10 protein-coding genes are annotated in these 15154 nt (G+C 38.8%); 2 read left to right on the top strand and 8 right to left on the bottom strand.

What is annotated here, in order from left to right; translation table 11 throughout:
• Window positions 1-100: 100 nt before the first annotated feature.
• Genes ACTIEV_RS14735 through ACTIEV_RS14720 form a run of 4 tightly spaced genes read right to left on the bottom strand, consistent with a single transcriptional unit; the run spans window position 101 to window position 6408 of the window.
• Window positions 101-1873, bottom strand: coding sequence for an SLC13 family permease (locus tag ACTIEV_RS14735; protein WP_322195155.1), 1773 nt, complete (start codon window positions 1871-1873; stop codon window positions 101-103).
• Between the two features lie 11 nt (window positions 1874-1884).
• The gene (locus tag ACTIEV_RS14730; RefSeq protein ID WP_439516731.1) at window positions 1885-3624 is read right to left on the bottom strand and encodes an APC family permease; all 1740 of its coding nucleotides are present in this window, start codon (window positions 3622-3624) and stop codon (window positions 1885-1887) included.
• A gap of 41 nt (window positions 3625-3665) precedes the next feature.
• Window positions 3666-5042 (bottom strand): Gfo/Idh/MocA family protein, encoded by a 1377-nt coding sequence (locus ACTIEV_RS14725; protein WP_322195151.1) that lies wholly within the window; start codon window positions 5040-5042, stop codon window positions 3666-3668.
• Window positions 5043-5091: 49 nt separating this feature from the next.
• Window positions 5092-6408, bottom strand: coding sequence for a glycerate kinase type-2 family protein (locus ACTIEV_RS14720; RefSeq protein ID WP_322195149.1), 1317 nt, complete (start codon window positions 6406-6408; stop codon window positions 5092-5094).
• 141 nt (window positions 6409-6549) lie between these two features.
• Here ACTIEV_RS14720 and ACTIEV_RS14715 point away from each other — a divergent pair, with 141 nt between their 5' ends.
• A complete protein-coding gene (locus ACTIEV_RS14715; protein WP_322195147.1) occupies window positions 6550-7440 on the top strand; it encodes a DUF1684 domain-containing protein in 891 nt (296 codons plus the stop codon).
• A gap of 20 nt (window positions 7441-7460) precedes the next feature.
• Here the strand turns inward: ACTIEV_RS14715 and ACTIEV_RS14710 are convergent, their stop codons facing one another.
• The 4 genes from ACTIEV_RS14710 to ACTIEV_RS14695 form a co-directional block, all read right to left on the bottom strand.
• Window positions 7461-8048: a helix-turn-helix domain-containing protein gene (locus ACTIEV_RS14710; protein ID WP_439516730.1), complete on the bottom strand. Its 588-nt coding sequence runs from the start codon at window positions 8046-8048 to the stop codon at window positions 7461-7463.
• A gap of 70 nt (window positions 8049-8118) precedes the next feature.
• Entirely contained in the window at window positions 8119-9348 is a 1230-nt protein-coding gene (locus ACTIEV_RS14705; protein WP_322195143.1) for a PAS domain-containing sensor histidine kinase, read from the bottom strand.
• 243 nt (window positions 9349-9591) lie between these two features.
• A complete protein-coding gene (locus tag ACTIEV_RS14700) occupies window positions 9592-10278 on the bottom strand; it encodes a hypothetical protein (protein WP_322195141.1) in 687 nt (228 codons plus the stop codon).
• Between the two features lie 116 nt (window positions 10279-10394).
• On the bottom strand, window positions 10395-11159 hold the full coding sequence (locus tag ACTIEV_RS14695) for a geranylgeranylglyceryl/heptaprenylglyceryl phosphate synthase (protein WP_322195139.1): 765 nt from the start codon (window positions 11157-11159) through the stop codon (window positions 10395-10397).
• A 392-nt stretch (window positions 11160-11551) separates the two neighbouring features.
• On the opposite strand from ACTIEV_RS14695, the gene ACTIEV_RS14690 reads away from it, so the two are divergent.
• Window positions 11552-14926 carry a vitamin B12-dependent ribonucleotide reductase gene (locus ACTIEV_RS14690; protein ID WP_439516729.1) on the top strand — a complete coding sequence of 1125 codons (3375 nt, stop codon included), beginning with the start codon at window positions 11552-11554 and terminating at the stop codon, window positions 14924-14926.
• Window positions 14927-15154: the final 228 nt, after the last annotated feature.

Raw genomic sequence — 15154 nt, 5'->3', positions numbered from 1 at the left:
ATTATTAAAATCTTTCAAATTGACGACCCGCTGCAGTTTACAAAGAATTTACAATAAATTTAGTCGGACAATAATGAAAAAATATAGAACAGATAAACGACTATTTGAATGGGAAAAAATAGGGAATTATAAAACACGCTGCTAGCCAAATAATGATATTCAAAGGAGTTCCAACTTTTATATAATCTTTGAACTGATAATTTCCTGGTGAATAGACCATGGTATTTGTTGGATAGCTTACTGGCGACATAAAAGTAAGAGAACAAGCAAACATAACAGCTATCAAAAAGGGTTTTTCACTGACTTGTAACGACTGAGCAATACTAATTACGATAGGTGATAACAAAGCAGCGGTTGCTTTGCTAGACAATATATTAGTAGAAAGTACAGCAATTATATAAATAATACCTAAAATCCATCTCGGATCAAGTGAACCTAGTAAATCGACAAGCTGCTCTGAAATTAAATCTGCACCTCCTGTTTTTTCCAATGCTTTTCCCATAGAAAGAACCCCTGCCATCATAAAAATAACTTTCCATTCTATTGCATCATATGCTTCTTTAGGTTTAATGACAGCAGTAGTTACCAATACTACACAGCCAATCATGGCACTAATCAATATAGAAGTAAGTCCTGTAGCTGCGGCTACTACAACTCCAATTGCTATGAGTAAAGCGGGTATCCCTTTTTTATAATTTACTTGTTTATTCGAATAAGTAGAAAGTGAAATAACTTGGCCAGCCTGAATCAATTGTTGCATGGCTTCATCATCAGTATACAATAAAAGCATATCACCTTCTTTTAGTATTACATCAGTGATATTATGTAGAATTGTTTCATTGCGGTGTCTTATTGCAATAACAGTAGCATGATACCGATCCATGAAATTCAAATGTTTCAATGAAAAATTTGCAAGATTTGAACCATATGGTATCATCACTTCATAAATTTTATAACCCTTTTGTTCAGTTTCTGTTCTTTGAGTTTCTCCTTTGAAAGCTATGGAAGTATTTTTTTGAATGGCTTGTAATGTAACAGGATCAGCAGCGATTTTTAAAATGTCTTGCTCTTGTAAAATGATCTCTGTAGAAGGGTTCTCAAAAATAGCTGCCCCCCTTTTTAAAAAAATAATTTGAACATTTAAGTCACGCAGAATTGATGATTTAGCAATAGGTTTACCTGCGTCCTTATTTTCTGGAAGAATTACTAATTCGGCTACATATTCTTCTGCCTTTTGAATCCCATTAGTAGGCATTGTACTTTTTCTATTTGGTAAAAGAAAAGGGGCAATGAAAAACAGATATAACAAACCTATTGCCAGCAAGCAAAGAGCCGCTTTTGAAAATTCAAACATGCCAAAACCCATTAAACCACTTTTTTCTGCATAGCTACTTACCAGAATATTAGTTGAAGTTCCAATGAGTGTACAAGTTCCTCCGAATAAAGCAGCAAATGATATTGGGATAAGCAGTTTTGAAGGACTAATATTTGCCTGATGACACACCGACAATGCCATAGGTATCAAAAGGGCAACAACAGCAGCGTCATTAATAAAAGCAGATAAACATGCTGATGTGACACAAAAAATAATTAAAGCAATAATATAGTGTATCCTTGCTAGCCTAACAATTTTTTGAGAAAGGCCATCAATCATCCCGCTCTTGAAAACCGAAGCGCTCACCACAAACATACAGCCTAAGGTTAAAGTAGCTGGGTGATTAAATCCTGAAAATCCTTCTTCCGGACTTAATACTCCAGTGACAATAAATAATGCCATGATTAAAATTGAAGTAGTATCAATACTAAAGTATTCTTTTACAAACAGAAATATCCCTACACAAATAATGGCTATTGTTATGTATAGTGCTATCATGAAAATTAGTTTTATAGAATTAAACGAACACCGCCTAAGTCTTCTACTCGGTAACTAAATTTATCACCCGGAGAGCTGATAAACATAAAGTTCTTAGGTATCTTCCATTCTGTGCTTAACTGATCAATCAGTTCAGGTCCAAATTTCCCTTCCAATGTAATGTACTCCATTTTAATTTCGGGATAAGCTCTGTCCAATACTTCAAAGTCTTTTAGAAATTGTTCCGGAGGAGGCTGGTGTTCAGATAATACCGTCACAATTCTGATTTTTCTGGTGATCTCATTCTCCTGTAAATAAATCATTACTTTATTCAGTGTGGCAATATCATCTCCTTTTGAAAAGAACACAAAATCTTGCGCATGTAGTTTGTCCAGAAACTTGTTGATGACAAGGTGACTCAATAAAGAAAGTTTTCTTAATTCGGTTGTTATGGATTTTAATATGGTCAATATAAATTCCAAGATATGATTCCTGTTCAACATAGCATAGATCAATAACATGGTAGGAACAAAATACTGTAAGAATACCACCAGATATTCCGGATGCATTTTGACATTTCCATACAGTCCAATCGATACTCCCATTAAAGCAATCAGAACAAATAATGGAGAAGCGTATTCAGGCCTGGGTAATCTTGCTCTTCTGATTTTCAGTATAAGATTGCCCAATGCAAAAAAGATCATCACCAATAAAAACGAAATGGTATAGACACCTGCTAACGGACCCAGCGCACCTTTTGTAACCATTAATACGGAGATGCAGAGCAGAAAAAATGTAATCAATATACGATAGCTACTACCTCGTTTATTTTCTTTTAATAGAAACTGGGGCAATACTCTGTCTAAGGTCATACGTTTAATCAAACCATTAACGCCTACAAAAGAAGTAAGCACGGCACCGCTCAATACCAATACTGCATTTAATGAAATGATGGTTGCCAGCCATTGTCCGCCTGTTAAAGATGCCATGTGGCTTAGTAATGATTGTTGGTGGGCATCTACTTCAGCTACCGGCATGACTCCAATTGCTAAAAATGCAATCAAAGGATTTAAGATGGATACAGCTAGCCACATATTTTTAAGTGTCTTAGGGAACACTCCTTTTTGTTGTTCCTCAACGAAATTAGCAGAACTCTCAAACCCTGAAATGCCTAATAATGCTGCGCTAAATCCAAAAAATAAAGCCATTCCAAAACTTCCTCCTCGAATGGGTAAAGAGAAATTTTCAACGAGAACAGAAGTTCCATGAGTCACTAAAAAATAAATAGCACTTATTACAAGTAAAGCCATCGATGCCATGTGGATGATAAATATAACAAGTGCAACAATGGCGCTTTCCGAAATTCCGGCAATAGTAAGACAGAGGAAAAAGAATAACAATAAAAGGGTAGCTAGAATAATATTGATTTGAGGTAAACTGTGGTGCAAATAATGCATGGCTTCACTCGCAGAAATAACAGCGGTAGCCATATAAGATAGAATGGTTAAACAAGCTGCAACCGAGGCATTGGTTTTAGAAGTGGTATTCAATAATACATTATATGCGCCCCCATTTAAAGGCAATGCGCCAACTACTTCACCATAAATCTTTCTGAATAAGAATAATACGGCAGCTACGATCAACAATGCAATCCAAGCATACTGTCCGGACATAGCAATGGTAATTGCTGAAACATACAAGCAGGATGAAGTAATGTCATTTCCACTGATGGCAGTTGCTTTCCAGGTATTGAGTTTTTGAGTAGTCGACATAGGTAGAATTGAAAAATAAATTACAAAAGAAATGTAGATCGTTATAATCTAACATCTTCTATGGTTCTCTGTTGCCGACTCCTTTCGGCAGCAAAAGCCATCAGATGACTTTCAACGGATACCTCAATGGATGAACTGAGTAAATTTTTGTCTTGCTGATAAACCGCTTGGAGCCAGTCTTTCACGAGTCGATGATCACCACCGCCATGTGGATCGGTTTTCAGACTCCAAGATGTTTGCTTTCTGGTTTTGAAATCTGTTAGTACAAAAGTTTCCATATCACCCATGATATCACCTGCTGAGCCCATGATGCGTGTTCGTCTTCCTTCATAAGAAACATGGGCTTCCATGGAAAACGCTGCGGTAACACCATTTTCAAATAACATGTTTACTGTTAAGTGGTCGGGTTGATCATTATCCATTTTATACACACATCTTCCATAATCAGTTGTTTTGAGTTGTTCTAAAATATGTTCACCCCAATCATCTTCTTCTGCGGGTGGATCAAATACATAGAGTCTTTTTCGGTCACGGTAATAGATTTGAATAGCTGAATAGGGGCATGTTCCTTCAACAGCGCAACCATCTGTACATCTTTCAGTACTTCCTTTCGGTGCATTGCGATTGGTGAACCAACTTAAATTGCCAAAGCAGTGAACATCATGAACCGGACTATTCACCAGCCATCGTATGATGTCGGTATCATGTGATGATTTCGCGAGAATAATCGGAGTCGCTTTTTTGCTGTTGCGCCATTTGCCTCTTACATAGGAATGGCTCATGTGTATGTGTTCAATCGGCTCCATGTGTTGCATGCTAATGATATTACCTATCAATCCTGCATCTATTACTTGTTTTAACTCACGGAAATAAGGAGAATAGCGTAGTACATGACAAACGCCCACAATTTTTCCGGTTTCTTTAGCTTTTTGTAAGATTTGTCGGCATTCTTCTTCTGTAGGTGCAATGGGTTTTTCCAGCAGTACATCATACCCGGCATCAAGTGCGGCAAGACAGGGTTGTGTATGTAATTGATCAGGTGTTGCTATAATTACTGCATCAGCAAATTTTGGCTGGTTGAATATTTCAGACCAATCGCTAAAACAATATTGATCAGGAATATTATACGCTTCAGCTGCTTGTTTTCTTCTTGATAAGCTTGCATCCGCTACGGCAACAATCCTCATTTCTTCCGGATATTCGAGCATATAGCTTGCATAAATATTTCCACGATGTCCTGCACCAATCAAAATGACTTTAACCGGTGATTCAATTTTTTGATGGAGCGGGTTGAAAAATACATCATCATCTAATCCAAATAAACTGGCGATTTCATTCCAGCTATTGGTGGCTGTATCTTTTAAAAAGCTAAATGGGCGTAAAAATTTTCTAGATGCAATAAATTGTCTAAGAGACATGAACTAAACATTTGGTGAAAGAATACATTCCTTATTTTGAACTGGTCACTTATTCTATTAAAACCAATACCAGATCCATTACATTGGTTTGTGTGGGACCTGTTTTTAATAATCCTCCGGTCTGTTTAAAAAAGGAATAGGCATCACAATTCGTGAAATAGGTATCCGGGTCTAATTTCTTTTGAACGCTGATGGCTATTGATTCTATATCTGCAATGGCGCCGGCAGCATCTGTTGGTCCATCAGTACCATCTGTTCCTGCTGCCAAAAAAGTAAGTGAATAGGTTTCATTGTCTTTTCTTTTTTTCATCTCAATCAAAGCTGTGAGTGCCATGTGTTGGTTTCGTCCTCCAATACCCGTTCCGGTTACTTGTAGGGTCGTTTCTCCTCCGGTGACTATACATGCAGGCAATGAACCTGTAAAAGATTTACAAAATTCAATAATCGCTTGTGCTGTAATGATTGTATCTCCATGTAATGGATCTAAACGGTGTACCTGATAACCCATTGTCTGTGCCTTTTCAGATGCAGCTTTTATCGCTATGTCATTCGCTCCTATCATTATATTCGTTACAATATTCAATAACGGATCATTGTATTTAACCGTTTCTGTAAATAAACCTTTAGCACCCCTTTGTAAGTATTCCCATACTCGCGTCGGAATCACTTCTTCCAGTTGATATTTTTTCAGTACACCCAGTGCATCTTCGTAAGTACTATTATCCGCAACAGTAGGGCCACTTGCAATAACAGATAAATCATTATCCGGTACATCAGATAGAATAAGGGTAAACCATTTGCTATTAGGTGCATAACGTAATAATTGTCCGCCCTTGATTTTTGATAAGTGTTTACGTACCGTATTGGTTTCATGAATAGTGGCTCCACATTTTAACAGCCTGTCAAAAACGATTTGCATATCAGATTGTGAAATTTCTTCAGGAACATCTGCCCATAAAGAAGAAGCCCCCCCGCTTAACAAACAAATAATGATATCGTTTGCTGTAGCTTCTTGTAATAGTTGAATCGTGTTTTTAACTGCCAGAAAACTGTTTTGATCAGGAACGGGATGAGCTGCTTCCCAACAAGCTACTTTTTCGAGTACAATAGCATGTTGGTACTTTGTTGTGATACATCCTTTATAGATGTGGTCACCAAGAATTCTTTCTGTTTCTAAAGCCATGGCTGCTGTTGCTTTTCCGGCTCCAATAACAAAAATCTTTTGATCAGTAGATAATGGTAAAGATTGTTGACCAATCGTCACAACAGCATCTGCCAATTGAATATATTTTGAAACAAGATTGGAAGGGTGTACCGCTGCAATAGCTGTTTGAAAAATCGATATGGCATTATGTTTTCCAGGCATTGACTACGTTTAGGTGTAGGAATGTACTATCTGCCGGGATATTGTAAAGTTCGTAAACAATTTTCTTTTCCGGAGAAAAATTAAATATTCTGCTTTGAAAATTAACAAAATGACGAAATTACACAGATCATTCATGCACCAATGAGCCAGCTAATGATTCGCAAATACATATTTACCTTGTCACTTTTCTTGATGCAACAATGTTTGGCACAAGATCTTTATTATCAGGAAATAGATCAATGGAAAAAAGAACGACTACTTGAATTAAAATCAGAGCAAGGCTGGCTCAATTTGGCAGGGCTCTTCTGGATTAAAGAAGGTAAACAATATTTTGGCGGTACTGCTACAGATGATATTCGCTTTCCTATTCCTTCCTTTCCTGCACGGGTTGGATATTTTGAAAGAAAAGGGAATATTGTAAAGCAAGTCTTGGAGAAAAATATAGCCATACGCTCTAATGGGGTGATGCAAAAAGAAGTGACGGTGTTTCATCCCGATTCAGTGCAACCCATACAAATGTCATTTGCTCATTATCGTTGGACCTTATTACAAAGAGATGAGTTGATTGGAATCCGTTTCCGCGATATAAAACATCCGGCTGTAGATGCTTTACAGTCTATTCCCTGCTTCCCGATAGATACATTGTTTCGTATACAAGCAAAGCTGATCCCTTCGCTTCTTCCGACGAAGATTCCTGTAGCCAATGTACTGGGACAAATAACACAACAGTTATCACCAGGTAAACTGTTGTTCACTTTACAAGGTGAAACCTATAGTCTGGATGCATTACAGGAAGGGGATAAGCTTTTTATTGTTTTTGGTGATCAAACTAGTGGACGATCAACCTATGCTTCAGGTCGGTATTTGTATGCGGTGATGCCCGGTGTGGATGGAATCACAGTTCTAGACTTTAATAAAGCATTCAATCCACCTTGTGCTTTTACACCTCATGCTACCTGTCTACTACCACCAAAAGGAAACAAACTCCCGGTTTCAATACTAGCAGGCGAAAAGAAGGCTGAGCATTATTGAGCAGAATGTAATAAAAATTATTAAAGGGTATTGTTTTTATTTTCATTTCCTATTTCATCAAAACTTCCAACCTCTTCCAGTTGAATTCTTTTTCTGAATTGACGCATTTGTTTGAAATAGGTAGGTGTTAATCCGGTAATCTTTTTAAATTGATTAGATAAATGTGCTACACTGCTGTATTGCAGCATATAACTGATCTCAGTAAGTGTAAGCTCATTATATAATAACAATTCCTTTACACGTTCAATTTTATGGGCAATAATAAAATTGACAATAGTAGTTCCGGTAACATCGGAAAAAAGATTGGCTATATAAGTATAGCTACAACCTAATTTTTCGCTGATAAAATCTGAGTAATTGGTATTGGGGGGCTCGTTGGAATAATGGACCATTTCTATAATGATGGTTTTTGCTTTTTCAATCAGCATTGCTTTTTTATCATCCATTAACTCAAGCCCTTTTTTCAATAGACCAATTCTTAACTTTTCTCTTTGTTCATCAGTTATGATTCCCTTTATAGATACTTCACCGAGCAATACCTCATAATAATCAATATCTAGTTTGTCAAGTTGTTCTATTACTACCAGTTTACATCGAAATGATACCATGTACTTGATATGGATTTTCATGGTTGTTTCTTGTTTTTGTTATAGAATGGAGATTGGCGTGTGTATGATACTATAATGCGGTGTTGTTATTGTCTTCTGTTGTTTGATAGTCTTCAAAAAATGCTTTTCTATTTTCTTTCAGGCTGTCATCTGCTTTTGTAACTGCCATTAATGAGAAAAAAAAGCTAGTACCCTCATTTTCTTTACTTACTGCCCATATTTTACCACCGTGCTTTTCGACGAGATTTTTGGAGAGTAATAATCCAATTCCTGCACTTACATCATTGGTCCTCCGTTCAGTAAGGCGGCTTAACTGTGGTTTGAAAATATGTGCAAGGGTTTCCTTGTTCATGCCAACTCCATGGTCTGTTATGGTAATTAGTATACTGTTTTCCTGTTTGGTAGCAGTAATACTAATAATACCTCCTTGATGTGAAAATTTAATGGCATTGGATATGATGTTTTGTAAAATCGACTGCAACATTTTAATATCTGCAAATACCATAAACGGATCTTCTACATGCGAGATTAGTTCAATATTTTTTGTGAGAATATTTCCGGAGAGTATTCCATATACCCTTTTTAATATATGGGCTAAGTTCACATCAGTGGGTGAAAATGTTTCAGAAGCATATTTAATTCTTCCCCATTCTACTAGGTTATCTAGTTGATCCAATTCTTTGCGGGCAGATGTATGTAAAAGGTTGAGTATGTTTTTTAGTTCAGTTATATTGATTTCATGTAGATGAGTGCTGGTATGTTCGAGTAAACTGATAAAACCTATTAATGGACTTCTCAGGTCATGCGATAATAATGCAATCACATGATCTTTATGTGTATTTAAAATTTCAAGGTCTTTTACATATACATCAATGGCATCAGCAGTAGCTTTTTTTTCCGTGATGTCTCTGAGTATTTTAACGAAGCCAAGCATTTCACCATCCACACCTAAAAGCGGGAATACCAGTCCGTAAGCGAAAATTTTTTTTCCATCTTTGCATATATGCCATCTGTTATCGATTGCTTTTCCCTCTTTAATAGCCTGTTCTATTTCTTTTTCCGGTATACCATCGGCAATATCAGTAGGGGTAAAAATGGTGTGGAATGGCTGGCCAAGTATTTCTTCGGATTCATATTGAAATATACCTGTGGCACCTGCATTCCAGCTATTAATAGCCAATTCAGTATTCAGGGTAAAAATGGAGTAATCCAGCAGGCTGTCAATGACCTGACTGTAGAATTCAGCGGTAGGAATATAGGTTGTTTGTAAAATTCTAGGGATTGTTGATTCATTACCCATGTATAATATTATTGGCTCTTTAGTCTCTTCAAATTATGAAGGGTATATCATTTGCAATATGGGTTTTAGAAAGGGATTGACACTTATAGATTTCCTTTTTATTCTTACAATATTTACAGGTGACCTTGTAAAATGAGAAAGCGCACGGCTAAATGGTTACTGTGTGGGGGACATTAAGGAATGAATAATCAGTTGATAGTTATCAACTTAGTTTAAATACGCAGTGTAACTGCCAGCCTATTCTTAAATAGATTTTTGTTTACTTATTAAAAGACCACGCATACAAACCAGATGTGCAAATAATACCGTAGGTACAATCAAGCCCGGAAGAAAAATGTATGGGAAGTAAGTTAATCCGATATTGGGTTGTTCAAAACCAAAACGTTGAAAAGGGGAAGGAACAGAAAGAATACCATGGAATGCGATATTCACTAAAAGGCCTAAACAAATCAAGTTCCAGATCAGCAATATTGGTTTACTGAGTACTTTTTTATGATACCCGAAATAAGCAATAAGGGGTGCTGTTATACCGGATAGGATATCAAAATTGATTCCCTCAAAAGTCATTAATTGAGGAACGAGTTGATAGGAGTATAGTGCGAACAAGCAAAATTCAACCGGTACACGAACCGTATGTAAAAGACTGAGTTGATCTGGTCTTAATAGATCAATAAAATTTCGCCCTTTGCGGGTTGCAAACATAATGAGTATGAGTGTTACCGGAGGAAGCAACATGGCCATAAATCTGGGGGGAATGGTTTGCGTGTTGGTATAAAAGCCGGTAATGGCTACAACGCTTTGTCCAACCATCCAAATGATCAGCAAACTTGCTAGGATCCGATTACCATGTGCTGCTTTTACCAAAAAGTAACAAGTAAGTAAAACAGTGGCTACAAAGCCCAATGGTAAATACAATGGGACGTTGTTCATAAGGGTTAAGTTTATACAAAGAAAAAGAATTGCCGATTCGGTCAACCATGAATTCCATTAACGGCAATCATTGGATGGGTTAATGGATATTTCTTTTGTATTCAAAATAGTAATGATCAACTGTTGTGCTGTACAAGGGAACTGCTGTGAATAGCGGCACTCATTTCTTTAATCAGGGAAACATCTTTTTCAATGGCATTGCCAATTACAATCACATCAGCGCCGGCTTTGCAATTACGGTAGGCTTTTTCAGGATCAGTGATACCTCCGCCAATAATTAGTGGGATTTCAATATGGCGGGCTACTTTTTCAATCATATGTTCGGTGATGGGTCTTTTGGCACCACTGCCGGCATCCATATAAATTAATTTCATACCCAACATTTCACCTGCCATGGCCGTACACATCGCGATTTCATTTTTATCGGCGGGAATAGGTGTGGCATTAGAAATATAGGAAACAGTGGTTGGAGCACCGCCATCTACCACCATATAACCGGTAGGCATGATCTCTAAACCACTTTTTTTCACAAAAGGAGCGCTGATTACATGTTGACCAATCAATAATTCAGGATTGCGTCCGGAAATCAAGGAGAGGTATAAAAGCGCATCGGCATATTTACTTACCTGAGAAGGGGAGCCGGGAAACAGAATGACAGGAATATCACAGCTGGCTTTGATTTGCTGGATGCACTCATCCAGATGGCTGGAAATCACCAGACTACCGCCTAAAAAGAAATAGTCCACTTTAGCCTCTACAGATAGTGATACCAACTGCTCAATGCTCGCATTATCGACCTTATCCGGGTCAATCAATACGGTGAAGGATTTCTTGCCCGCTTGCTTTCTTTCTGCCAATTGCTGATATATGACCTGCTTCATTCAGTATTAAATAGATGCTACTGCAAAAATGCAGAAAAGTTTTTGTTTAAGACGCTAAACCCCTGTTTGTTTCGTATTTACCTGAAAGATAATGTGTTGAAAGCAAATCACAGCTGCTAAAAAGCAGGAATTTCCGGTTTGTTGCACCATTTTATTTACGGAAAATTCTTTATTCAACAAGGGCAAACACCAAAAAATCTTTCCCACAACGGGGGATATTCCCGCAAATTCAACCCTGATTTGAGGTGCGAAAAAATCCACACTCTTTATTCACAAGCTGTGCATATTTACGGACTTGGATTATCAAATCGGAAAGATATTTTCGTCAACCGCTTAACATTTCGTTAATCCGCTGGGACCCATTAAATAACCGCTAAAATCAGAACTGCATTATGGCTACTACTCGCTCTAAGAAAGGCTTGCAATTCGGACGTCGCTTTACACAAGAAGGCGTTAGTCCGTACGACCAGTTTGAATACGATTACAGAGATTCTGTAATTAAAAATCCAAATGGTGAAAAGGTATTTGAAATGAACAACGTGGAGGTTCCCAAACAGTGGAGCCAAATTGCCACCGATATCCTTGCTCAGAAATATTTTCGCAAGGCCGGTGTACCGCAACCCGATGGTTCAGTAGGAAGAGAAACGAGCGTTAAGCAGGTAGCACACCGTATGGCACATTGTTGGCGTGTATGGGGTGAGCGTTACGGTTATTTTGCTTCTGAAAAAGATGCCCAGATATTTTATGATGAATTGGTATACAGTATCCTGAATCAGGCTTGTGTACCCAATTCACCGCAATGGTTCAATACCGGTTTGCATGAAGTATATGGCATTACGGGAAAGCCACAGGGACACTATTACGTAGATCCGAAAGATAGTAAGCTGAAAAAGTCAACCAATGCATATGAGCGCCCTCAACCACATGCCTGTTTCATTCTGAGCGTGAGCGACGACTTAGTGAACGAAGGCGGTATCATGGATTTGTGGACACGCGAGGCCCGCATATTCAAGTATGGTTCTGGTGTGGGTACTAATTTCTCTCAAATTCGCGGCGGCGGAGAAAAATTGAGCGGCGGTGGTACTTCAAGCGGATTGATGAGCTTCCTGAAAATTGGTGACCGTGCAGCAGGTGCCATCAAAAGCGGTGGTACTACCCGTCGTGCTGCTAAGATGGTATGTCTAGATCTGGATCATCCTGAGATCATGGATTTCATCAACTGGAAAGTAGAAGAAGAGAAAAAAGTAGCTGCCCTGGTAGCTGCGGGTTATGACAATAGTTATGAGGGAGAAGCATACGCTACTGTATCCGGACAAAACTCTAACAACTCCGTTCGTATCCCTAACAGTTTCTTTAAAGCATTGGAAGAAGATGGCGACTGGGAATTGAAAGCACGTACTGATGGTCGCACCATGAAGAAAATCCCTGCACGTGAAGTATGGGATAAGATCGCTTATGCGGCATGGCGTTGTGCGGATCCCGGAACACAATACGATACTACCATCAATGAATGGCATACCTGTCCAAAAGGTGGTCGCATCAATGCGTCTAATCCTTGTTCAGAGTACATGTTCTTAGATAATACGGCTTGTAACCTGGCTTCCATCAACTTGCGTAAGTTTCATGATGATGATACCAATGTATTCGATGTAGAAGGTTTTGAATATACTACCCGCTTATGGACCACTGTACTCGAGATTTCTGTATTGATGGCTCAGTTCCCTTCAAAAGAAGTGGCACAGCTTTCTTACGATTATCGTACACTGGGTCTGGGCTTTGCTAACCTCGGTTCTATGCTGATGGTAAGTGGTATTGCTTATGATAGTGAAGAAGCCCGCGGTATTGCCGGAGCGATCTCTGCTATCATGACCGGTGTGTCGTATAAGACATCTGCAGAAATGGCTTCTTTCCTTGGTGCTTTTGATAAGTACGAAGAAAACAAAGAAGACATGTTGCGCGTAATGCGTAACCATCGCGCAGCAGCTTATGATGCTGAAGATGCTTATGTGGGATTGGAAATCAAGCCACAAGGTATCAAAGCAAAATATTGTCCTGATTACCTGTTGAAAGCTGCTACCAAAGCATGGGATGATGCAGTGCAACTCGGCGAACAATATGGTTACCGTAATGCACAAACCACTGTAATTGCTCCAACCGGCACCATCGGTCTTGTAATGGATTGTGATACAACCGGTGTGGAACCTGATTTCGCTTTGGTGAAATTCAAGAAATTATCCGGTGGTGGTTATTTCAAGATCATCAACCAGTCTGTTCCTCAGGCATTGAAGAACTTAGGATACAATGAAACAGAAGCCAAAGCAATAGAACAATATGCAGTAGGGGCTGCTTCATTTGAAAATGCTCCTTTCATCAATAATGAAACATTGGCTGCAAAAGGATTTACAGCTGATGAGATCGCTAAATTGAATGGTGCTGCTAAATCCGCATTTGAAATTGGATTTATCTTCAACCGTTTCACTCTGGGTGATGAGTGCATGCAACGCTTAGGTTTTAAAGAAGAACAATATGCAGACTGGAGTTTCAATCTTCTTGAAGCATTAGGATTCACTGAAGAGCAGATCGATGCTGCAAACGACTTTATATGTGGTACCATGACCATTGAAGGTGCTCCATATTTGAAAGAAGAACATTTACCTGTATTTGATTGTGCGAATAAATGTGGTAAGAAAGGAGAGCGTTATATCCATGCTTACGGACATATCCGCATGATGGGTGCTTGTCAGCCTTTCTTGAGTGGTGCCATTTCTAAAACCATCAACTTGCCACATGAAGCATCTGTAGAAGAAATCGCAGATTGCTATATGTTAAGCTGGAAGTTGGGTCTGAAAGCAAACGCATTGTACCGTGATGGTTCTAAGTTGAGTCAGCCATTGAGCAATAAATCTGATAAGAAGAAGAAAGAAGATGCTTCAAGCGACAAGCTGCAGGCTGCAAGTGAAGAGACTGCTGCCGTTGAAACAGGTTCTAATATCGTTGATCTGAGTCAGTTGACTGTGGATGAATTATTAGAAGAGGTACAGAAACGCATGAATGCTTCTACCGATACCAAGTTGAAGCGTCAGTTGTCTACTATCGTAGAGAAGAAATCATTGCCGGCTAAGCGTCGTGGCTTTACACAAAAAGCGAAGATCGGCGGACAAGTGATCTTCTTACGCACCGGTGAATATGCAGATGGAACATTGGGTGAGATATTCATTGATCTGGCGAAAGAAGGCTCAACCCTTCGCAGCTTCATGAACTGTTTTGCTATTGCAGTTTCTGTAGGCTTACAATATGGTGTGCCATTGGAAGAGTTTGTAGAGAAGTTTGTGTTCACCAAGTTTGAACCATCCGGTATGGTAGACCATCCGAACATCAAGACCACCACTTCACTGGTAGACTTTGTATTCCGTGCATTGGCTTATGAGTACTTAGGAAGAACAGATCTGGTACATGTGCTGGATCGTCCAACCATCGGTAACACCGGGGAAGATGATGGTGATGCTACATTACTGGGAAAGCCTGAGTTGAGCAGTGTTCGTGTAACCGCTCCTTCAGCGAATACCACTCCCGCAGCACAACCACAGAAATTACAGCGTGCAACAACAGTCGTAAAAGCAGAGAACAGTGGAATGGATGCCGTAAATGCAGCAGCGAAGAACATGCAAAGTGATGCGCCTGCTTGTAACACTTGCGGACATATCACCATTCGCTCGGGTACTTGTTACAAGTGCTTGAACTGTGGTAATAGCATGGGTTGTAGCTAATGCTGCATAATTGGTCAGGCGACCAACTATGGTATAATAATGATGAAAATTGTTAGTAAATACAATGAGAAACCGCTTCCTTTTAGGGGCGGTTTTTTTTGTAGTTTACGAATAGATCCTTCGTCGCGATTTCCGACTTTGTCGGAACGCTCCTTATAATGACATTCATAATTATCTATTGATAATCAAGCAACTTGAAGATTAATAGTACAGCCCAACTTCTCAGCT

Source organism: Sediminibacterium sp. (assembly GCF_051861365.1).
In the GTDB taxonomy this organism is placed as follows: Bacteria; Bacteroidota; Bacteroidia; order Chitinophagales; family Chitinophagaceae; genus Sediminibacterium.
The sequence above is the reverse complement of the archived record's forward strand: the minus strand, read 5'-3'. Positions and strand labels throughout refer to the sequence as shown.

What these genes read in the sequence shown, in the direction of transcription:
- ACTIEV_RS14735 (WP_322195155.1), bottom strand. Translation starts at nt 1,873, where the DNA reads ATGATAGCACTATACATAACAATAGCCATTATTTGTGTAGGGATATTT.
- ACTIEV_RS14700 (WP_322195141.1), bottom strand. Translation starts at nt 10,278, where the DNA reads ATGAACAACGTCCCATTGTATTTACCATTGGGCTTTGTAGCCACTGTT.
- ACTIEV_RS14715 (WP_322195147.1), top strand. Translation starts at nt 6,550, where the DNA reads ATGAGCCAGCTAATGATTCGCAAATACATATTTACCTTGTCACTTTTC.
- ACTIEV_RS14695 (WP_322195139.1), bottom strand. Translation starts at nt 11,159, where the DNA reads ATGAAGCAGGTCATATATCAGCAATTGGCAGAAAGAAAGCAAGCGGGC.
- ACTIEV_RS14720 (WP_322195149.1), bottom strand. Translation starts at nt 6,408, where the DNA reads ATGCCTGGAAAACATAATGCCATATCGATTTTTCAAACAGCTATTGCA.
- ACTIEV_RS14710 (WP_439516730.1), bottom strand. Translation starts at nt 8,048, where the DNA reads ATGGTATCATTTCGATGTAAACTGGTAGTAATAGAACAACTTGACAAA.
- ACTIEV_RS14730 (WP_439516731.1), bottom strand. Translation starts at nt 3,624, where the DNA reads ATGTCGACTACTCAAAAACTCAATACCTGGAAAGCAACTGCCATCAGT.
- ACTIEV_RS14725 (WP_322195151.1), bottom strand. Translation starts at nt 5,042, where the DNA reads ATGTCTCTTAGACAATTTATTGCATCTAGAAAATTTTTACGCCCATTT.
- ACTIEV_RS14705 (WP_322195143.1), bottom strand. Translation starts at nt 9,348, where the DNA reads ATGGGTAATGAATCAACAATCCCTAGAATTTTACAAACAACCTATATT.
- ACTIEV_RS14690 (WP_439516729.1), top strand. Translation starts at nt 11,552, where the DNA reads ATGGCTACTACTCGCTCTAAGAAAGGCTTGCAATTCGGACGTCGCTTT.